This is a genomic window from Plantibacter sp. MCCC 1A11337, assembly GCF_013349365.1.
GTDB classification, from domain to species: domain Bacteria; phylum Actinomycetota; class Actinomycetes; order Actinomycetales; family Microbacteriaceae; genus Plantibacter; species Plantibacter flavus_A.
Genome location: NZ_JABJWX010000005.1, coordinates 256,771 through 276,766, shown reverse-complemented (window position 1 = coordinate 276,766; position 19,996 = coordinate 256,771). Strand labels below are relative to the sequence as shown.

The window sequence follows — 19,996 nt, the reverse complement described above, 5'->3', positions numbered from 1 at the left end:
CGTCGGCGGCTGGTGAGGCATCCTCACGATCCTCAGCCGCCGTCGGCGTCGCCGGATGTCGGTGGTCACCACGTAGGGTGACCACCATGTCCGCCTCTGCATCGTTCGCCGCTCCACTACTGTCCTCCGTCGAGGCCGCGCTGCAGCCGACCGGATCGGTGTCGCGCGAGGCGGAGCCGATGCGGACGGTGTACCGCCCCAGCGGTCCTCTCGACGTCCATGGCACCCTGCGGCTGATCGCCCGGGGAGGCGACGGACCCTGCTACCGCCGTACGCCTGGCGGGGTCTGGCTGACAGCGCGGACACCGCACGGTGGCGCGACGCTGTACGTCTCGACGGTCCGCGACGGCAGGGTCGAGGCGACCGCCTGGGGTCCGGGAGCCGAGTGGATGATCGCCGGCGTGCCTGAGCTGCTGGGGCGCGACGACGACTGGTCGGAGCTCGACGTGAGCCGGAGCCCGCTCCTCACCGAGGTGTCCCGACGGAACCCGGGGTTGCGGTTGAGCCGCAACCGGCTCGTGTTCGAGATGCTCGTGCCGTCGATCCTCGAGCAGAAGGTGACCGCACTCGAAGCGTGGCGTGCGTGGCGCCTGCTCGTGCGGCGACACGGTGACCCGGCGCCGGGGCCGGCACCCGAGGGCATGGTCGTCGCGCCGTCCGCCGAGACCTGGCGGATGGTTCCGAGCTGGGAGTGGCACACAGCGGGTGTCGGGCCGCAACGGTCGGAGACGGTCGTGCGGTCGTCGCGACTCGCCGCCGCGATCGAGCGGACGATCGACGAGCACCCCGATGACGCGTCACGGCGCCTCCAGAGCCTGCCGGGCATCGGCGCATGGACGGCCGCCGAGGTGACGCTCCGAGCGCACGGCGACCCCGACGCCGTGAGTGTCGGCGACTACCACCTCGCAGCCTCGGTGGGTCAGGCGCTCACCGGCTCACCCGTGGACGACGACGGCATGCTCGAGCTGCTCGCACCCTGGGCTGGTCACCGGCAGCGGGTGCTGCGGCTCATCGGCCGGAGCGGCATCCACAAGCCGCGTCGCGGCCCGAAGATCACCATCCAGGACCACCGCCACCACTGAGCGCGGTAGCGCGCTCCACGGCGTGCGGGTCAGGCGTCCAGGACGGCCATCGCCGCGTTGTGCCCGCCGAGCCCGCTGACCGCGCCACCGCGTCGGGCCCCGGCGCCGCAGAGCAGGACGCGCGGGTGCGCCGTCGCGACGCCCCACCGCTCGGCCGCCGTCGACCGAGGGGCGTCGTCCTCCAGGAACGGCCACGACAACGGGCCGTGGAAGATGTTCCCGCCGGGCATCGCCAGGGAGCGCTCGAGGTCGAGCGTCGTCCGCGTCTCGACGCAGGGCCGCCCCTCGGCGTCGCGCAGCAGCAGGTCCTCGATGGGTTCCGCGATCACCGAGTCCAACGATCGCAGCACCGCGGCCTGCAGCGCGTCGCGGAAGGCGTCGTGGCCGCCGGGGGCCGCGTTCGCAGCGACCGCGAGCCGATGCGGCACATGGAGGCCGAACACGGTGAGCGTCTGCGCCCCGGACGCCTGCAGCTCCGGCGACAGGATGCTGGGGTCGCTCAGGGTGTGGCAGTAGATCTCGCACGGCAGCGGGTCGGGGATCCGGCCGGCCTCCGCCTCGAGGTACGCGTGCTCCAGCTGGGCCCAGCCCTCGTTGATGTGGAAGGTGCCGCCGAACGCCGCCGCCGGATCGACGGCCGGGTCGAGGAGCTTGGGGAGCCTGCGCAGCAACAGGTTCACCTTCACCTGAGCGCCCTCGGGATGCGGGACACCGTCCCCCGGCGCTGGCGCCGTGCCGAGGATCGCGTCGGCATCACGCCACTGCACCGGCGTCCCCCGCGCTGCCGACCACGCAGCGTACGAGGTCGCGGCCGCCCGCTGCTCCGCCGCCGGGTCGAGGAGGCGCTCCAGCACCGCCGGGGCAGCGCCCGACAGGATCCACTCGCCGCGGACGACGACCCCGGGGCGAGGCCGGAACCGATCCTGCGCCGCCGGTTCGGACGCCTCGAGCTCCGCTTCCGCAGCGCGGTCCACATACGCGACGAGCCCGTGCTCCGATTGGATGGACGTCACCTCGGCGAGCGTCCGGATCTCGGCACCGGCCTCTTCGGCGGCTCGGCGCAGTGCGTCCGTGACCGCACCCATGCCGCCGACCGGGACGTCCCAGTCGCCCGTCCCGCCGCCGATCAGGTGGTAGAGGAAGCAGATGTTCTGCTGCAAGGTCGGGTCGTCGGCGCGGGCGAAGGTGCCGATGAGCGCATCCGTGAAGACGACACCTCGGACGAGGTCGGAACGCGCGGCGTCCTCGATGGCACGGCCTATCGGCTCGTCGAACACCGCCGACCAGATCGACGCGACCTCAGCGGCCGGCACCCCGAGGTCCGCGGCGGCGGCGATCGCCGCGTCACGCGCATCGGAACGGCTGCGGAGCGGCTCGAGCACCGTCGGCCAGAGCACCGAGGCCAGGTGACCGATCCGACGGTGCAGTTCGGCGATGCCCGCGGCGTCCTCCGGATGCCCGATGGATGCGAACGACGCGACGGTGGCGTCGTCGTCACGGTTGTCGATCAGGAGACCCGTGCCGGGGTTCGCGGGGTCCGGCGTGTACGAGGAGAAGCGGCGCCGGACGAGCCGGACGTCGAGCCCGAGCTCGTCGATGATCTGCTGGGGAAGCAGGCTGACGAGGTACGAGTACCGGGACAGGCGTGCGTCCACACCGGGGAACGGACGTTCCGAGACGGCTGCTCCACCCGTATGGTCGAGGCGTTCGAGGAGCAGGACGCGCTTGCCCGCGCGTGCGAGGTAGGCGGCGGCGGTGAGGCCGTTGGGTCCGCCGCCGACGATGACGGCGTCGTACTGCTCGACGGAGTGCATGACCACACCCTATTCGCAGCCGCACTTCGACAGGCTCAGTGACCGGGGGGGGGTGGGGGTGCTCAGTGACCGGGGGTGGGGGTGCTCAACGACCGGGGGAGTGGGGGGGGCTCAGTGACCGGGGGAGGCGCACCGCGACGTCGCCCACCGGTCCCTGAGCCTGTCGAAGGGCGGTGACCGGCCGGGGTGCTCAGCCGCCAGGCGTGTACTCGCGAGCCTCAGCTGGGATCACCGGATCGGCGCATAGGCTGAGCAGCATGGCGAACGTTGCGAACGAGGGTCCCACCGAAGCGGTCGGACTCGCGGATCGTGCGATCGCCCTCGCGTCGAAATGGGTCGACGAAGGGGCGGAAGCTCCGACCGATCCCGCCGCCGAGCGGCTCGCCGGCGTGCTGCGCGATCCCAACGGTCTCGAGTTCACCGTCGGGTTCGTCGACGGCGTCATGCGCCCGGAGGACCCGCTCGTCGCCGGCAACGCCCTCGCCGCCCTCGCGGGTCGGACGCCGCGGTTCCTGCCCTGGTACGAGCAGGCCGCCGTCCGCACGGGTGGTCTGGTCGGTCCGGTCCTGCCCTGGGTCGTCGTCCCCGCCGCGCGACGCGTCCTCCGGGGAATGGTCGGCCACCTCATCGTCGACAGCCGTCCCCGTGAGCTCGGCAACGCGATCGCGAAGCTGCGCGCCGACGGTTCACGGCTCAACTTGAACCTCCTCGGGGAGGCCGTCCTCGGCGAGGGCGAGGCGGCGAGACGGCTCGCCGGCACCCGCGAGCTCCTGCAACGCCCCGACGTCGACTACGTGTCCATCAAGGTCTCGTCGATCGCCAGTCAGCTGTCCATGTGGTCGTTCGAGCAGGTCGTCGACCGCATCGTCCGTCGCCTCGTGCCGCTCTACGAGGAGGGGCTCGCGACCGGCACCTTCATCAACCTCGACATGGAGGAGTACCGCGACCTCGACCTCACCATCGCGGTCTTCACCCGACTCCTCGACCAGCCGCAGCTGCTGCACTACCAGGCCGGCATCGTCATCCAGTCCTACCTGCCCGACGCCCTCGAGGCGATGATGCAGCTCACCGCCTGGTCGAAGCAGCGCGTGGCCGCCGGTGGCGCGCCCATCAAGGTGCGGCTCGTGAAGGGCGCGAACCTCGCGATGGAGCGGGTCGACGCGGCGATCCACGGCTGGCCGGTCGCGACGACCGGATCGAAGCGCGAGACCGACACCAACTACAAGCGCGTGCTCGACTGGGCGCTCACGCCGGCGCACACGGACGCCGTGCGGGTCGGGGTCGCCGGACACAACCTCTTCGACATCGCCTACGCGTGGCTCCTCGCGGGCGACCGCGGTGTACGTGAGCGGGTGGACTTCGAGATGCTGCTGGGGATGGCGACCGGCCAGGTCGATGCCATCAAGCGGGACGTCGGGGCGGTGCTGCTGTACACGCCCGTCGTGAACCCGAAGGAGTTCGACGTCGCGATCTCCTACCTGGTCCGCCGTCTTGAGGAGAACGCCAGCGAGGAGAACTTCATGTCGGCGGTGTTCGAGCTCGCCGAGAAGCCGACCCTGTTCGCACGCGAGCGACGTCGGTTCCTCGCCTCGGTCGACGCCCTCGGAGAGACCGCCGGGCAGGTGCCGACCCCCAACCGGACGCAGGACCGCGCCGCGGAGGCCCCGGAGGCACCGCTGTCCGACAACGACGGGGACGACCGCTTCCGCGATCCTGCGCAGGCGCCCGACGCCGGACTCACGCAGCAGGTCCTCGGGCTGGAACGCGGATCGACCGGCGGCGAGGACCGCTTCCACGCCGACCCCTCCTCCGCGTACGTGGAGACGGCGGTCTTCTCCCGTTCGGAGCGTGGTGGTGTCGTCGACGGCGCCCCGGGCTTCGAGAACACCGCAGACACCGACCCGTCGCTCGCGGCGAACCGGGCGTGGGGAGCGTCGATCCTGGCGCGCGTCCCGCAGTCGACCCTCGGTGGCTCCGCGGTCGCGGCCGCAGCCATCGACGACCCACGTGTCCTCGAACGCACGATCACGATGGTCCGCACCGCCGGTGAGCGATGGGGAGCCCGCCCTGCCGCCGAACGGGCCGCCGTCCTGCACGCTGCAGCTCGGGTCCTCGCCTCCCGTCGGGCGGACCTCATCGAGGTCATGGCGAGCGAGACCGGCAAGACGATCGCCGAGGCCGATCCCGAGGTGAGCGAGGCCGTCGACTTCGCGCACTACTACGCGGCCAACGCGCCCCTGCTCGAGAGCGTGCACGGGGCGAGCTTCGTCCCCTCCGCGCTCACGGTCGTGACGCCGCCCTGGAACTTCCCCGTCGCCATTCCGGCCGGAGGCGTCCTCGCGGCCCTCGCCGCCGGCAGCGGTGTGATCATCAAGCCAGCTCCACAGGCGAAGCGATGCGCGGCCGTGGTCGTCGAGGCGCTCTGGGACGCCGGGGTGCCGCGCGACCTCCTCGTACTCGCCGACGTGGCGGAGGGTGACCTCGGTCGTCGGCTCGTCTCCCACCCGGCCGTCGACCGGGTGATCCTGACCGGCTCCTTCGAGACGGCGCAGCTGTTCCGTGGGTGGCGTGCCGACCTGCCGCTGCTGGCGGAGACGAGCGGGAAGAACGCGATCATCGTCACGCCCAGTGCCGACCTCGACCTCGCCGTCGCCGACATCGTGAAGAGCGCCTTCGGGCACGCCGGGCAGAAGTGCTCGGCCGCGTCGCTCGTGATCCTCGTCGGCTCAGTGGCACGATCCGACCGCTTCCTGCGGCAGCTCGAGGACGCCGTCCGCTCGCTCCGGGTCGGCTGGCCGTCCGATGCGCGGACGCAGATGGGGCCGATCGTCGAGCCGGCGGGGGAGAAGCTCCTCGCCGGGCTGACCGAGCTGCGCCTCGGCGAGAAGTGGCTGGTCGAGCCGAAGCTGCTCGACGACTCCTCGGTCAACTTCGGCCGGCCGAGCGAGCGCCTCTGGTCGCCGGGGGTCCGCACCGGTGTCCAGCCGGGCTCGCCGTTCCACCTGACCGAGTACTTCGGACCGGTCCTCGGTGTCATGCAGGCCGCGAACCTCACCGAGGCGATCGCCCTGCAGAACGCGACCCCCTACGGACTGACCGCGGGCCTGCACACCCTCGACCCGGTCGATCTCGGGGAATGGCTCGACACCGTCGAGGCGGGCAACCTGTACGTCAACCGGGGCATCACCGGTGCGATCGTGCAGCGCCAGCCCTTCGGCGGGTGGAAGCGTTCGTCGGTCGGGACCGGTACGAAGGCCGGCGGCCCCAACTACCTGTTCGGGCTCGGCGAGTGGCGCCCTGATCCGGGATCGGCGAGCCGCAGTCTGCACCTCCGCGGGCTCGACACCCGCATCGTGAAGCTCATCGAGTCCGCCCAGCCGTCGCTCACCTACGAAGCCTTCGACGTGCTGCGACGGTCGGCGCTCAGTGATGCGATCGCGTGGGGGAACGAGTTCGGCGAGGTGAAGGACGTCTCGCAGCTCGGCGTGGAACGGAACCTGCTGCGCTACCGGCCGGTTCCGGTCGCGGTGCGGGTCGCGTCGGGGGCCGACCTGGGCGACGCGCTGCGGGTCCTCATCGCCGCGGTGCGGTCGCGGTCGCGGTTCACCGTCAGCCTCGGTGGGCGGCTGCCGCGCGAGGTGCGCGACTGGCTGTCGGAGCTCAGCATCCCGGTTTCGCTCGAGACCGACGAGCAGTGGCTGACCCGGATGGCGGCACGCGGGTCGATCGACACGGGCGAGCTGGGCCAGGAGCCACCGGTCGCGACCCGGGTGCGGATCGTCGGTCCGCGTCCCGAGACGGTTGCGGAGGCGGAACCCGGAACGGAGGCCTCCGAGCCTGAGCCGCTCGCGAAGCGACTCGCTGAGGTGCTCGGCGGCGATCCCGAGATCGCGATCTGGGGTGGACCGGTCACCCAGGCCGGACGGGTGGAGCTCCTGCCGTTCCTGCGTGAACAGGCGATCTCGATCACCGCGCATCGGTTCGGCAACCCCGATCCGTGGTCCCAGAGCGTCATCTGACCCTGACCCTGACCCTGACCCTGACCCTGACCCTGACCCTGACCCTGAGTCCGTTCCCCGGTCCCTGAGTCCGTTCCCCGGTCCCTGAGCTTGTCGAAGGGCGAGCCGCCGTCAGGCGCGGAGCGCGGCCTCCACGAGCGCCACGGCGTCCTCCGGCGAGACGCCGAGGTCCCGGATGCGGTCCGCGTACGCAGCCGCCGCCAGCTGCGCTTGCCGGTCGATCGCGTCGCCGTGCGCTGACACGAAGGTCCCCGCGCGTCCCCGGGTCTCGATGACCCCGTCGGTCTCGAGCAGCCGGTACGCCTTCGCGACGGTGTTCGGTGCGATCCCCAGCTCGTCGGCCAGACCGCGCACCGTCGGGAGCTTCGCGCCGGTCGCCAACCGCCCGTCGCGGACGGCCTCGATCACCTGCGTCCGCAGCTGCTCAAACACACTGGTCCCCGCCTGAATCGTCCACTCCATTCGCCCATCCTGCCCGCGAACGGTCACGAATGGCGACTTCGGACGAGCCGCACTGTGCGTTGGTGACCGTTCGCGGGCCGGGGGAGGGGTCAGTCGATGTGGCGGTGGATGAGGCGGGTGAGGACGATCGCACTGCGGGTGTGGTCGACGTTGGGGGCGATCCGCACCTTCTCCAAGGCGTCCTCGAGGGCTGGGATGTTCCGGGCCCGCATGTGCACGATGGCGTCGGCGCTCCCGGTGACGGTGCCGGCGTCGACGACCTCCGGGACGCCCGACAGGATCCGCAGCAGCTCGTTGGGGGACACGGTGCCGCGGCAGAAGAGTTCGACGTAGGCTTCTGTCTGCATGCCGTCGACCGTGGGGTCGACCTGGATCGTGAACGACTGGATGACCCCGTCGGCGACGAGGCGGTCGACGCGTCGCTTCACCGCTGAGGCCGACAGGCCCACGACCGCGCCGATGTCGCCGTAGCCGGCGCGTGAGTTCTGTCGGAGCAGGTCGATGATGCCGCGGTCGAGGTTGTCCATGAAACTCAGTGTAAGCGCAATCATTGCGCGAAAAGCTGCCACTTCGCAGCATTCCTGCGCCAAACTCCGTGAGAACGCTGCGAATCGCGTGCCATGATGAACGTGGCGTGCCCCCGGGCCCCTGGACCTCGTCCGCCGACCCTCGCTCGTTTGGAGGCCGACGTGTCGTCGACGCTCAACCACCCCACCCCCACCACGCAGGACGCCACGACCGGTACCCGCGCCGCGAACCGTCGCCGGTACCTCATGTGCCGGCCGGACCGCTTCACGGTCAGCTACCGGATCAACCCCTGGATGAACCCGGACGACCCGACCGACACCTCGCTCGCGGTGTCGCAGTGGGAGCAGCTGCACCAGGCCTACCTCGATCTCGGCCACCGGATCGACCTCATCGACCCGCTCGACGGCCTGCCGGACATGGTGTTCGCGGCGAACGGCGGCTTCACGCTCGACGGCACCGCCTACGGGGCGAAGTTCACCTACCAGGAGCGCATCCCCGAGGGGCCGGCCTACATGGACTGGTTCGAGGCGAACGGCTTCCGCGTCGAGCGCCCCGAGTTCGTGAACGAGGGCGAGGGCGACATCATGCTCGTCGGCGACACGATCCTCGCCGGGACCGGCTTCCGCACCGATCCCCGCAGCCACGACGAGGTGCGGCGCATCTTCGACCGCGAGGTTGTGACCCTCAACCTCGTGAACCCGAGCTTCTACCACCTCGACACCGCGATCGCCGTGCTCGACCCGGTGGCTCCCGCCGACGGCTCGCCCGCGAACATCGCCTACCTGCCGACCGCGTTCGACGAGGCGAGCAACCGCATCCTCGAGCAGCGCTACCCCGACGCGATCCACGTGAGCACCGAGGATGCAGCCGTCCTGGGCCTCAACTCGATCTCGAACGGTCGTGAGGTCGTCATCGCCGCCCGGGCCGTCGGGTTCGAGCGTCAACTGCGCGAGCGCGGCTACACACCGATCGGCGTCGACCTGTCCGAGCTGCTCCTCGGCGGCGGCGGCGTGAAGTGCTGCACGCTGGAGCTGCGCGGCTAGCCCTTCGACAAGCTGAGGGACCGGACCGGGGCTGTGCGGTCTCAGGGGCCGGGGTCGATGTCGAGGGGTTGCGGGTGCCGGTGGCGCGGCGTATACCTGCACTGACCGCTTGAACCCGAGGAAGGGCACCCATGGACGCCGGAGAACGACGTGACCACGAACGCGCCGACGCAGGACGCTCCGGCACCCTGAGTGATGCGACAGGGTTCTGGGTCGTGATCGCCTTCGCCCTGTTCGCCGGCGGCATGTGGGCGTTCGGCGAGGCGTTCCGCACGGACGTCCTGCAGGCCGTCTGGTTCATGGGTGGCATCCTCATGATCGCGCTCGCGATCTTCATCCCGGCGCATTTCGCCAGCAATAACTGATCCCCGGCCGGACGTTCGCCGACCGTTTCCTGAGCGTCCGGCCGTCCGGTCGGAGGCCGCCGATACGGTCCTGTTCAGCGCGCTACGCTGGCTGAGCAGACACGAGGACGGCACATGGATTCCACGGTGGTCATCATCCCCACCTACAACGAACGCGAGAACCTGGAGAGGATCATCGCGCGCGTCCGTGCCGCTGCACCATCCGTCGAGGTGCTCGTGGTCGACGACAACTCACCCGACGGCACCGGAGCGATCGCCGACCGTCTCGCCGCCGAGGACGACGCGGTGCACGTGCTGCACCGCACCGGCAAGGAAGGGCTCGGCGCCGCCTACAAAGCCGGCTTCGCCTGGGCGCTCGGGCGCGGATTCGGCAACGTGGTCGAGATGGACGCCGACGGATCCCATGCCCCCGAGCAGTTGCCGGCGCTCCTCGCGGCCACCGCGGAGGCGGACGTCGTCCTCGGGTCGCGCTGGGTCCCGGGCGGCACCGTCGTCAACTGGCCCAAGCATCGCGAGGCCATCTCGCGGGTCGGCAGTGCCTACGCCCGGTTCGCGCTCCGGCTGCCCGCGCGGGACGTGACCGGCGGCTACCGTGTGTTCAGTGCTGACGCATTGCGGCGGCTGCAGCTCGACGAGGTCCACAGCCACGGCTACGGCTTCCAGGTCGACATGCTCTGGCACGCGAACCGCGCCGGTCTGCGGATCGTCGAAGTGCCGATCACCTTCACCGAGCGGACGCTCGGGGCGTCCAAGATGACGAGCGGCATCGTCGTCGAAGCCATGCTCCGCGTCACCTGGTGGGGCGTCTGCGAACTGACGGACCGCATCATCGGGCGTCGTCCCGCAGCGTCACGGGCGGCCGCCGGTTCCTGAGTCGCGATGGCGCCCGTCGGCGGGCGCGTCGTCAGCTGCGGCGCGGCCCTGACGAGATGACCGGGGTAGAACCGATGAGGTCCTCGTCGTCGACCGCATCCACGAGGTATGCGGCGACGTCGCAGCGAGGGATGCGGAGCGAGCTCGGCCAGCTCCCCGGTGGTGAGGACACGACCGGGCGTCGGGCGTCACTGGGGGAGAGCACGGTCGGGTGCACGATGGTCCAGTCGAGTTCCGAGCGGCGGAGGAACGCGTCCGCCTGCTCGTGATCGGCGTAGACGGTGCCGAGTCGGAGGAAGTGCGTCGCCCACCGCAAGCCTGCTGGGACGCTCCGGACCGACTCGCCGGCGCCGAGCGCGGAGAGGAGGACGACTCGCCGCAACCCACGCGAGCGCATCGCGTCCGTGACGACTCGCACGGCGTTCGAGATGAGGTCGGGAGGGCTGACCTGGCGCGCCCACGGCCAGTCGGACGAGCCGATGTTGCTGAGGGCGATGATGACGGCCTGCGCGCCACGCATGGCCTCCTCGACGTCCTCACTCCGCAGTGGAGACCCCTGGACGACCGTCAGGCGGTCGCCGGGGACGACGGCGGCGGGGTCGCGGACGAGCGCGGTGACCGAGTGGCCGCGGCGAAGTGCCTCGCCGATGATGAGCCGCCCGGTGCGGCCGCTCCCACCGATCACGAGGAGGTGTGCCACCGTCGCCTCCCGATCGTCGAACACCGGCCCGACGGCGCAGGTGCTGCGACCGTCCGGACGGATCCATCGTCCCCGACGGAGCGACGGAGGGCATCGGGGACAACCCGGGGAGGGCGGTGTGATGGTGTGAGCGCGCGAGTCCGGCCCGAGCGACCGGCGCTGGCCGATTTCCGCGACCGGTTGTCGGTGCGGTCCCGTGACCGCTATCCTCACCAACAACTGTCGCGAAGTCGCCGCAGAACTGATCCTCGCTCAGGCGATCGGTCGGTGCGGTCCGGACTCCTCGACGATCTCGGTGGGGGGAGTGGCTCGAGCGATGGGGTGGCGTATGCCCGTGATTCGGAAGGTCGTCGCCGCGGTGATCGCGGTTGCGGCGATGACCATGTCGGTCGGCCTGCCGCAAGCGGCGTCGGCGGCCGCGCCGGAGTATCAGGCGAGCCGCGTCCTGACACTCGACGCTCGACCGTACGGGGTCGCCGTCGATCCGAACCGTGGGCTCGTCTACGTGTCGGGCCGGACGTCGAACGTCGTCTGGGTCTACGACGCCGACACGCTGGAGCGGGTGACGACGGTCGCCGTCCCGAACCTGCCATCACAGATCGCGGTCGACCCGGCGAGTGGCTACGTCTACGTGTCGCAATACACCGGCAACCTGCTGCAGGGGTCCCTCGCGGTCATCGATCCCGTGTCCGCGTCGGTCGTGGCCAGCGTGCCCGTCGGAAACGCGCCGACGGGCGTCAGCCTGAACCTCTCGACGAAGCAGATCTACGTGGTGAACTCCGCCTCGGCCTACCTCTCGGTGCTCGACGCTTCGGATCCGGCGGCTCCGGTCCCGGTCACCACCTGGTCGGCTGTGACCGGGATGCAGGAGGTCACCGTCGACGCCGCAGGAACCACCGCGTACGCCGTCGCGCCGAACAACGACCAGGTGCTCGTGTTCGACACCGCGGACGGGACGCTGCGGACGAGCTGGTCGACGAACCGCGTGCCGCAGAGCCTCCTCCTCTCCTCGGACGAGACGAGCGCCTTCGTCACGGCGCAGCTCGGCCCGACGGCGACCGTCCACGACACCTCGACCGGGGCGGTGTCCGGGTCCATCGACGTCACGAACACCTACTTCACCTCCGCCGACCGTGCGCTCGAGTCGGCCTTCCTCACGTCCCCGCAGTCGCACGGCGGAGCGGTCGTGGTGGTCGATGCGGCCACCGGCGCCCGTGTCCAGGACGTGCCCGCGATCGGCGCGTTCCAGATCGCGACCGACCCGACCCGCCATCGGACCTTCGTGACGAGCATCCGGAGCAACAACCTGACGGTGATCGATCCCATCGCCACGGCACCGTCCATCGTCTCCGATCCGGTCGATCAGCGCGTGGCTGCCGGCGGTGATGCGACCTTCGAGGCCCAGGCCTCGAGCGTCGAGGCGACCACCGTGGTCTGGCAGGTCAGTACCGACGGGGGCGCGACCTGGAGTGATCTCGCCGGTGAGACCGCACCGTCGCTGACGATCGAGGCGGCGACGGTCGATCAGTCGGGCCAGCGATACCGTGCGGTCTTCACGAACTCGGTCGGGTCGACGCCGACTGCGGCAGCGACCCTGACGGTGGATCCACCGGCACCGACGATCGCACTGGATCCCTTGGCCGATCGGAGCGACCGGTCGGGGGATGCGGTCTCCGTCGCCGCGAACGCGACGACGTCGGACGGCTCGGCCGTCACCTACTCGGCGGTGGGATTGCCCGGCGGCATCGGTCTGGACCCGTCGACGGGCGTGCTGCAGGGGATCCCGACCACCGTCGGTGTCTTCGCCGTGACCGTCTCGGCGACCGCAGGCGAACTGGTCGCTTCCACGACGTTCACCTGGACGATCACCGCTGCGAGGGTGGTCGTTCCGCCTCCGACCCCGATCGATCGGTCGTCCGAGGAAGGGTCGCTGGTCCGGACGGGGGCCGACTCCGCGCCGTTCGCACTGGCGGCGATCCTGATCCTCGCCGGGCTCGGGTCCTCCGCGATTGCGATCGCGATCGCGTGCGCGCGGAGGAGGGTGGGGTAGGGGCGGAGCCCCAGGCACCGACGCGCACGCAGCGCATCCGACGGAACGCGCGGCCCTGAGGGGTCGCGCGTTCCGTCGTTGTGTCGGCTTGCGCTCTTGGGACCGCTTGTATATCACTCATTCGTCGGCTAGTATTTCACGTGTAGAATCAGACATTCGGAAACCGACCGGAGATCTCCCCCATGAAACCAGCCGTCCTCGCCGCCGTGACCCTTGCGCTCGCCGGCACCCTCGTCGCCTGTACGTCCGCACCGATCGCCAGCGTGGCCGAACCTGCCGTCACCCAGTGCACCGGCCGTGATGTCACCATCGGCTCGGACGGCGCGAACGTGCGCCTCATCGGCGACTGCGGTGCCGTGACGGTGCGAGCCGACGCCGTCACGCTGCATGCGGACTCGGCGACCTCGCTCACGGTCGACGGCGACGACAACACGATCAGCATCGACTTCGTCGAACGTGTCGACGTCGTCGGATCCGGCAACGACCTCACCTGGCTCGACGGCGCCGAGCTCACCGAGGACGCCTTCCCCGGAAACACCCTGGCGCCGGCTCAGTGACCACCCTCCCCGACATCCCGTCCCCGTGCGGCCGCCCGGCCGCAATCGTTCTCTCGAAGGAAACAGCATGAAACCCCCTCGCTGGCGTTCGCGCCTGCAACTCATGGCCGGCACCCTGGCCATCACGACCGCGCTCGGTGGTGTGCTCTCGGCGCCGGCTGCGGCGACCACCGACCTCCAAGCCGTCGGATCGTTCACCGAGTTCAAGCTCTCGATCACGGACGACGGCATCGTCGGCACGCTCGACCCGGCTGCCGACAACGGACTCATCGCGACCGGCTCCTCGGCGATGTTCGCCTGGTCGCTCGGAAGCGACGGACTCACCGACGGTGTCGCCTCGCAGACCCTGCCCGAGGGGTGGGTCTGGGACGAATCGTCCCTCATCAAGTTGAACAACGACTCTCCGACGTTCACCTCCCGCTACGTGCTCGAGGACGGTGGGCGCACGCTCCGTGCGACGATGTCGATCCCCTCGGGGTCGCTCGTGACGGTCGACGGTCTCACCGCGACGATGAACGGATTCACGACGGCCCCCGGCACGGTGTACGACGCGACGGTCGTCTACGAGGACGGCACGGGCGCTCGAGAGGCGTCCGGCGGGACGCTCACGACCGTGGGTGAGTACCGGTCGGACCTCACGCCGGTCGGTGGCCAGTCCAACGCGCTCGGCCAGTACGACTTCGGGAACGGTCTGGAGGACGCGATTCCGCTGTCCATCGGCGTACAGCTGACCTCGTTGCTCGAAGCCGGACAGCGGCGGCCCATGGAGATCGACCTCCCGATCGACGTCACCCTGACGTACGACGGTCCCACCGCCGGTGGCGTCGAACTCGAGAGCGACCTTGCGGAAATCGTCTCCGTCGACGGCAAGGAGATCACCCTACGGATCACCTCCCTCCCGATCAGCGACGTGGCTCCCACCCGCCTGGCCATCCGGCCGACCCTCTGGTACCCGAAGGACGACGTCCCTGAGAAGGCGGCCGATGCCATCGTGATCCCCTACACCCTGACGGGTCCCGATTGGACCACCAACGGTGGCTCGACCATCGTCGGTGCGATCGGTGGTCAGTCCTCAGCGCGTTTGACGCAGAACCTGAAGGACGACGAAGAGGGCGGCTGGGTCCTCGCTCCGCCGACGGCGGGCATCTCCGCAGCACGCTACATCTCCGGAACGCCGAGCTATCCGCCGCTCAACGCGTCCCGCTGGACGAGCGTGAGCAACAGTCTGGTGTCGCCGGACGCCGAGCTCTTCTCCGAGGGGACGGTCACCCCGCCGACCCGAGCGGAGTCCGGCCAGACCCGCAGCCAGGGGCTGACGAACCTGGTCACCCACCAGTTCTGGAATCCCGAGGAGGCTCAGTTCGTCCTCGACACCCCGGCCGTGGCCTTCGGTGTCGTCCGCGACAGCACCCTCCAGCAGCAGCCGGCCGACCGGTTCCTCGTCCAGTACACGAACGGAACCGATCAGCAGGACCCCGAGAGCAACGCCTGGTTCGACACGCCGCAGGAGGCCGGAGGCCCCACGGCGATCACCGGGGTGCGCGTGCAGTACCTCGGAGAGAGTTGGCAGAAGGACGTGATCGGGCGTGTTGCCGACTTCAAGCTGTCCGTCCGTGTCCCGTTGGAGGCGCGTGCGCCGGTCGGATCCTGCATCACGATCAACCACACCTGGACGGCGGACGAGACCGGTGCCCGCGGACAGCGGACGAGCACCTGCGTCGAGCTGTTCACCACGAACCACTCGCTGGCAGCGGGTTCGGCGTCGGTCGTCGGCGGCAACTCCGTCGACCAGATCGCGCAGACCGGTCTGGTTCGACCGGCCGGCGCACGCCTCGACGCTGCGCCCATCACCTTCGACGTGGTCCGCACCGAGGTGCGACTCGACTCCGCGGTGACGGCCTTCGACGTGTCGCGTCTCGACCCGGCGTGGCGAGTCGTCGACGTGCGCGAGGCCGACCTCGGCCCCGATGGCCTCCCCGGCACCCGCGACGACCGCGCTCCCGCCTACGTCACGCTCGAGAGCACGGCCCCGGTCGTGCTCGGTGCGTCGTCCACGTCGCTCAAGCCCGTTCGCATCGGTACGACGGTGTCGGTCCAGCGGCCGGTCAAGCCGAACGGTTGGACCAGCGGGACCAACGGCACCCTGTCCACCTTGAGCACCCTCTCCGGCATCGGCGACACGGCGCTCCAGGCGTCCTCGCGTGTCAACGTCGTGCAAGTGGACACCCTGTCGCTGAGCGGCGCCGCGGGGAAGCCGCAGATCGAGTCCGACGACACGTCGATCGACTTCACGACCTATTGGTACAACTTCACCCGGAGCAACTACGAGGGCAACGTCGTGTTCCTCGACGTCCTGCCGTACAACGGCGACGCCCGCGGCTCCAGCTTCTCGGGGACCGCCACGCTCAAGAGCCTTCGCCTGTTGGGCGTCGAGCCGGCGACCGTGCAGATCACGACCGCCGATCCTCGCCTCATCGGCGATGCACCCGGCGACGAGGTCGAGTGGGTCGATCTCGCCGAGGACGCCGATCTCTCCTCCGTCACCGCTGTGCGTGTCGTCTACGTCGGGTTCGACTCCACGGCCGCGGGTGGCCTCCGTCTCGACCTCTCGGTGGAGGGGCAGGAGGCGGGAGACGTCTACCAGAACAGCGCCGACGCCTTCTTCGGATCGAACTCGGTCCGTCTCCGGACGCCGAACCAGACGTCCGAGGTCGTCGGCTCCACGGTCGGCGGTGTCGTCTTCGACGACCGGAACGGCGACGGCGTGCAGCAGGCCGACGAGCCCGGCCTGGCCGACGTGAGGCTCGACCTCCGTCCGGCCGGCGGCGATGCGATCGAGCAGAGCTCGACCGCATCGGACGGGACGTTCTCGATCGACGGGCTCGTCTCCAGCCAGGAGTACGAGGTGGTCGTCGACGGCACGACGCTCCCGGCGTCACACCTGCAGACCGCCGGTTGGCAGGATCGCCGAGACGATGTCGCCGGTCCGTTCACGGTCCCGATGGGAGGTGGTCGCGACGACCTCGTGTTCGGGTACCAGACCGTCGACTCGAGCATCGTGCTCGACAAGCGCGCGACGTTGCCCGAGGGTGATCTCAAGGTCGGCTCGGTCATCGACTACACCTTCGTCGCCACGAACAGCGGGCAAGGGACCCTCAGCGACGTCCAGTTGGACGACGACCTCCGGGGCCTGAGCGACCTCACCTTCGACTGGCCCGCCGAATCCGGTGTGCTGGCTGCCGGGGCGACCGTGCAGGCGACGGCGAGCTACACCGTGACGCAGTCCGACATCGACCGTGGTCACCTGACCAACGATGCGACGGTCGCCGGGACCGACGCGCTGGGAAGCGCTGTCAGCGATGACGACAGCATCACCGTCGATCTCGTCACGGGGGCTGCGGTGAAGGTGTCGATCGTGGGCAGCGTGCGCGACGAGGTCGCGGCCGGTGCCGCGGTGGACTGGACCGTCACCGTCGAGAACGCCGGCTTGCCGACGCTGCGTGATGTCGAGGTTCGCGATGGCGAACAGTCGATCGGCAGCTGGGACACCCTCGCGCCCGCGGCGATCGAGATCACCACGTTCGAGACTTCCCTGACCCAGTCCGACATCGATGCCGGCCTGGTATCCCGATCGGTGGAGGTGGAAGGGTTCCACGCTGCGGACGGTTCGTCGGTGACCGATGAGGACACTGCGGAGGTGCCGCTCGACGTGGCCGGTGTGGTGTCGATCGAGGTGCTGTTGAACGGAGAGGATGTCGTTTCGGCTCCTGGTCCTGAGGTGACGGTCGGTGAGTCGATCGAGTGGACGTACGTGGTCACGAACACCGGTATCCGGACGCTTGCCGACCTGTCCGTTTCGGATTCGTTCGGGTCGGAGCTGGCAGTCATCGAGACGCTCGCCCCGGGCGAGAGCCGCGAGATCACGGTCGATTCCGACGCGGTGTTCGCTGAGCAGACGGTCACCGCGGAGGTCGTTGGTGTCGAGGCGGGCGATCGGCCGATGGGTCCGGTGCGTGCTGAGGACGTCAGCTGGTACGAGGGTGTGATCGACTCCTCGATCACGGTCGACGAGCGAGCGATCCTGCCTGACGGCGACCTGGTCGTCGGCTCGGTGATCGAGTTCGAGCTCACCGCGACGAACACGAGCGCCGGCACCGCATTGACGGAGGTCCAGGTCCGCGACCGCTTCGCGGGCATGGGTGAACCGGACGTGGTGTGGCCGGGCGAGCCCGCGACCTTGCAGCTCGGCGAGTCCGCAGTCGCGACGGTGGAGTACACGCTGACGCAGGCCGACATCGATCGAGGGTCCTTGACCACGGATGCGGTCGCGTCCGGCGTCGACCTCGCCGGTGAGACCGTCGAGGATCGCGACTCGGTGACGATCGATCTGGCCACGGGTGCTGCGGTGACGGTGTCGATCGTGGGCAGCGTCCGCGACGAGGTCGCGGTCGGTGCCACGGTGGACTGGACCGTCGCCGTCGAGAACGCCGGGCTGCCGACGCTGCGGAACGTCGAGGTCTACAACGACGAGCAGACGATCGGGACCTGGGAGTCCCTGGCCCCCGGCTCGATCGAGATGAGCACGTTCGAGACCACGATGACCCAGAACGACATCGACGCAGGTGTCGTCTCCCAGGTGGTGTCGGCTTCTGGTCAGCATGCCGCCGATGGCGCTCCGGTGACCGATGAGGACACTGCGGAGGTACCGCTCGACGTGGCCGGTGCGGTGTCGATCGAGGTGCTGTTGAACGGAGAGGATGTCGTTTCGGCTCCTGGTCCTGAGGTGACGGTCGGTGAGTCGATCGAGTGGACGTACGTGGTCACGAACACCGGTATCCGCACCCTTGCCGACCTGTCCGTCTCGGATTCGTTCGGGTCGGAGCTGGCGGTCATCGAGACGCTGGCCCCTGGCGAGAGCACGGACATCACGGTGTCATCCGATGCGGTGTTCGCTGAGCAGCTCGTTCGTGCCGTGGTCTCCGGTGTTGAGGCGGGCGATCGGCCGGTGGGTCCGGTGCGTGCTGAGGACGTCAGCTGGTATCAGGGTGTGATCGACTCCGTGATCACCTTGAACGAGCGAGCGATCCTGCCTGACGGCGACCTGGTCGTCGGCTCGGTGATCGAGTTCGAGCTCACCGCGATGAACACGAGCGCCGGCACGGCGCTGACGGAGGTCCAGGTCCGCGACCGCTTCGCGGGCATGGGTGAACCGGACGTGGTGTGGCCGGGCGAGCCTGGGACCTTGCAGCTCGGCGAGTCCGCGGTCGCGACGGTGGAGTACACGCTGACGCAGGCTGACATCGATCGAGGGTCCTTGACCACGGATGCGGTCGCGTCCGGCGTCGACCTCGCCGGTGAGACCGTCGAGGATCGCGACTCGGTGACGATCGATCTGGCCACGGGTGCTGCGGTGACGGTGTCGATCGTGGGCAGCGTCCGCGACGAGGTCGCGGTCGGTGCCACGGTGGACTGGACCGTCGCCGTCGAGAACGCCGGGCTGCCGACGCTGCGGAACGTCGAGGTCCACGACGACGAGCAGACGATCGGGACCTGGGAGTCCCTGGCCCCCGGCTCGATCGAAGTGACCACGTTCGAGACCACGATCACGCAGTCGGACATCGACGCGGGCATCGTCTCGCGCGAGGTGTCGGCGTCGGGAGCACATGCTGCCGATGGATCGCGGGTCTCCGACGACGACCTGGCCGAAGTGCAGCTGCCGACCGCCGGTGAGATCAGCGTCGAGGTGCTGCTGAACGGCGAAATCGTCGAGGAGGCTCCCGGGCCGGAGATCCTGGCTGCTGACGGCATCACGTGGACGTACATCGTGACGAACACCGGTCCGCGGACACTCACGGACGTCGTCCTCGACGACGGCATGGAGCCCCGGTTGGCCTTGTCCGTCGACGGTGCGCTGGCACCAGGTGCGTCGGTCAGCGTCGATCTCGAGGAGCGCGCCGAGCTCGGCGCACACCACCGGGTCGTCACGGCGACCGCGGAAGACGGGTCTGGATCGTTCGACGACGGCGTGCAGCCTCGCTCGCTGGTATCCTCCTCCACCGAGTCCTGGTACGTCGGAATCGTCGTACCGGAGACGCCCGAACCGAACACGCCGGCACCCGTCGTCTCGTCCGGATCGACGGACGGTCCGCTCGCGAAGACCGGAGCCGAGGGCGCCTTCCTCGGAGGCGCAGCGGCACTCGCGCTGCTCGGGATCGCCCTGGGCTTCGGCCTCATCGTGCGCCGCCGTCAGCGTGAGGAGGTCGGTTCGGATCTGACGGAATGACGACACGGTCCTGCCCGGGGTTCGGGCAGGACTGATCGGCCCAGGCCGGCGGCGGGGTCGTCTCATGCGGAAGCGTGAGGCGGCCCCGCGCTCGCGTCGTGCGGCGTGCCGTCTGGCGAGAGCGCGGGACGGAACTGTGCGCCTGCGAGGACGTCCAAGGCCCCGATCACCAAGCGTGTCGACAAGGATCCTTCGACGCGGGCGGTGACCGGGGCCGGTC

General features: G+C 69.9%; 12 protein-coding genes. 8 read left to right on the top strand and 4 right to left on the bottom strand.

From position 1 onward, the window contains the following. Positions 1-86 precede the first annotated feature (86 nt). The gene (locus tag HOW07_RS17835) at positions 87-1,082 is read left to right on the top strand and encodes a DNA-3-methyladenine glycosylase (protein WP_254628464.1); all 996 of its coding nucleotides are present in this window, start codon (positions 87-89) and stop codon (positions 1,080-1,082) included. 29 nt (positions 1,083-1,111) lie between these two features. Here the strand turns inward: HOW07_RS17835 and HOW07_RS17830 are convergent, their stop codons facing one another. Beyond that, entirely contained in the window at positions 1,112-2,896 is a 1,785-nt protein-coding gene (locus HOW07_RS17830) for an NAD(P)/FAD-dependent oxidoreductase (RefSeq protein ID WP_175118064.1), read from the bottom strand. A 257-nt stretch (positions 2,897-3,153) separates the two neighbouring features. On the opposite strand from HOW07_RS17830, the gene HOW07_RS17825 reads away from it, so the two are divergent. Beyond that, positions 3,154-6,915, top strand: a complete 3,762-nt coding sequence (locus HOW07_RS17825; RefSeq protein WP_175118062.1) for a bifunctional proline dehydrogenase/L-glutamate gamma-semialdehyde dehydrogenase — start codon at positions 3,154-3,156, stop codon at positions 6,913-6,915. A gap of 111 nt (positions 6,916-7,026) precedes the next feature. Here the strand turns inward: HOW07_RS17825 and HOW07_RS17820 are convergent, their stop codons facing one another. Together HOW07_RS17820 and HOW07_RS17815 are read right to left on the bottom strand one after the other, a co-directional pair. Then, positions 7,027-7,377, bottom strand: a complete 351-nt coding sequence (locus HOW07_RS17820; protein WP_079003587.1) for a GntR family transcriptional regulator — start codon at positions 7,375-7,377, stop codon at positions 7,027-7,029. Positions 7,378-7,466: 89 nt separating this feature from the next. Continuing rightward, positions 7,467-7,904, bottom strand: a complete 438-nt coding sequence (locus tag HOW07_RS17815) for an Lrp/AsnC family transcriptional regulator (RefSeq protein WP_064294884.1) — start codon at positions 7,902-7,904, stop codon at positions 7,467-7,469. 162 nt (positions 7,905-8,066) lie between these two features. Here HOW07_RS17815 and ddaH point away from each other — a divergent pair, with 162 nt between their 5' ends. The 3 genes from ddaH to HOW07_RS17800 all read left to right on the top strand — a co-directional run bounded on the left by ddaH (position 8,067) and on the right by HOW07_RS17800 (position 10,186). Next, on the top strand, positions 8,067-8,948 hold the full coding sequence (ddaH, locus tag HOW07_RS17810; protein ID WP_371743710.1) for a dimethylargininase: 882 nt from the start codon (positions 8,067-8,069) through the stop codon (positions 8,946-8,948). 131 nt (positions 8,949-9,079) lie between these two features. After that, on the top strand, positions 9,080-9,313 hold the full coding sequence (locus HOW07_RS17805; protein ID WP_064294883.1) for a hypothetical protein: 234 nt from the start codon (positions 9,080-9,082) through the stop codon (positions 9,311-9,313). Positions 9,314-9,427: 114 nt separating this feature from the next. Then, positions 9,428-10,186, top strand: a complete 759-nt coding sequence (locus tag HOW07_RS17800) for a polyprenol monophosphomannose synthase (protein ID WP_121292152.1) — start codon at positions 9,428-9,430, stop codon at positions 10,184-10,186. A 31-nt stretch (positions 10,187-10,217) separates the two neighbouring features. Here HOW07_RS17800 and HOW07_RS17795 read toward each other — a convergent pair whose 3' ends face one another. Then, complete coding sequence (locus HOW07_RS17795) at positions 10,218-10,886, bottom strand: NAD(P)-binding oxidoreductase (protein ID WP_158596618.1); 669 nt, start codon at positions 10,884-10,886, stop codon at positions 10,218-10,220. A 328-nt stretch (positions 10,887-11,214) separates the two neighbouring features. Between HOW07_RS17795 and HOW07_RS17790 the strand changes: the two genes are divergently transcribed. From HOW07_RS17790 to HOW07_RS17780, 3 genes are all read left to right on the top strand, one after another. Further along, positions 11,215-12,936 (top strand): YncE family protein, encoded by a 1,722-nt coding sequence (locus HOW07_RS17790; RefSeq protein ID WP_175118060.1) that lies wholly within the window; start codon positions 11,215-11,217, stop codon positions 12,934-12,936. Between the two features lie 182 nt (positions 12,937-13,118). After that, positions 13,119-13,493, top strand: a complete 375-nt coding sequence (locus HOW07_RS17785; RefSeq protein WP_175118058.1) for a DUF3060 domain-containing protein — start codon at positions 13,119-13,121, stop codon at positions 13,491-13,493. A 67-nt stretch (positions 13,494-13,560) separates the two neighbouring features. After that, a complete protein-coding gene (locus HOW07_RS17780) occupies positions 13,561-19,776 on the top strand; it encodes an SdrD B-like domain-containing protein (protein WP_175118056.1) in 6,216 nt (2,071 codons plus the stop codon). Positions 19,777-19,996: the final 220 nt, after the last annotated feature.

Coding starts and splice junctions, on each gene's coding strand:
- HOW07_RS17835 (WP_254628464.1), top strand. CDS start 87: ATGTCCGCCTCTGCATCGTTCGCCGCTCCACTACTGTCCTCCGTCGAG.
- HOW07_RS17830 (WP_175118064.1), bottom strand. CDS start 2,896: ATGCACTCCGTCGAGCAGTACGACGCCGTCATCGTCGGCGGCGGACCC.
- HOW07_RS17825 (WP_175118062.1), top strand. CDS start 3,154: ATGGCGAACGTTGCGAACGAGGGTCCCACCGAAGCGGTCGGACTCGCG.
- HOW07_RS17820 (WP_079003587.1), bottom strand. CDS start 7,377: ATGGAGTGGACGATTCAGGCGGGGACCAGTGTGTTTGAGCAGCTGCGG.
- HOW07_RS17815 (WP_064294884.1), bottom strand. CDS start 7,904: ATGGACAACCTCGACCGCGGCATCATCGACCTGCTCCGACAGAACTCA.
- HOW07_RS17805 (WP_064294883.1), top strand. CDS start 9,080: ATGGACGCCGGAGAACGACGTGACCACGAACGCGCCGACGCAGGACGC.
- HOW07_RS17800 (WP_121292152.1), top strand. CDS start 9,428: ATGGATTCCACGGTGGTCATCATCCCCACCTACAACGAACGCGAGAAC.
- HOW07_RS17790 (WP_175118060.1), top strand. CDS start 11,215: ATGCCCGTGATTCGGAAGGTCGTCGCCGCGGTGATCGCGGTTGCGGCG.
- HOW07_RS17785 (WP_175118058.1), top strand. CDS start 13,119: ATGAAACCAGCCGTCCTCGCCGCCGTGACCCTTGCGCTCGCCGGCACC.
- HOW07_RS17780 (WP_175118056.1), top strand. CDS start 13,561: ATGAAACCCCCTCGCTGGCGTTCGCGCCTGCAACTCATGGCCGGCACC.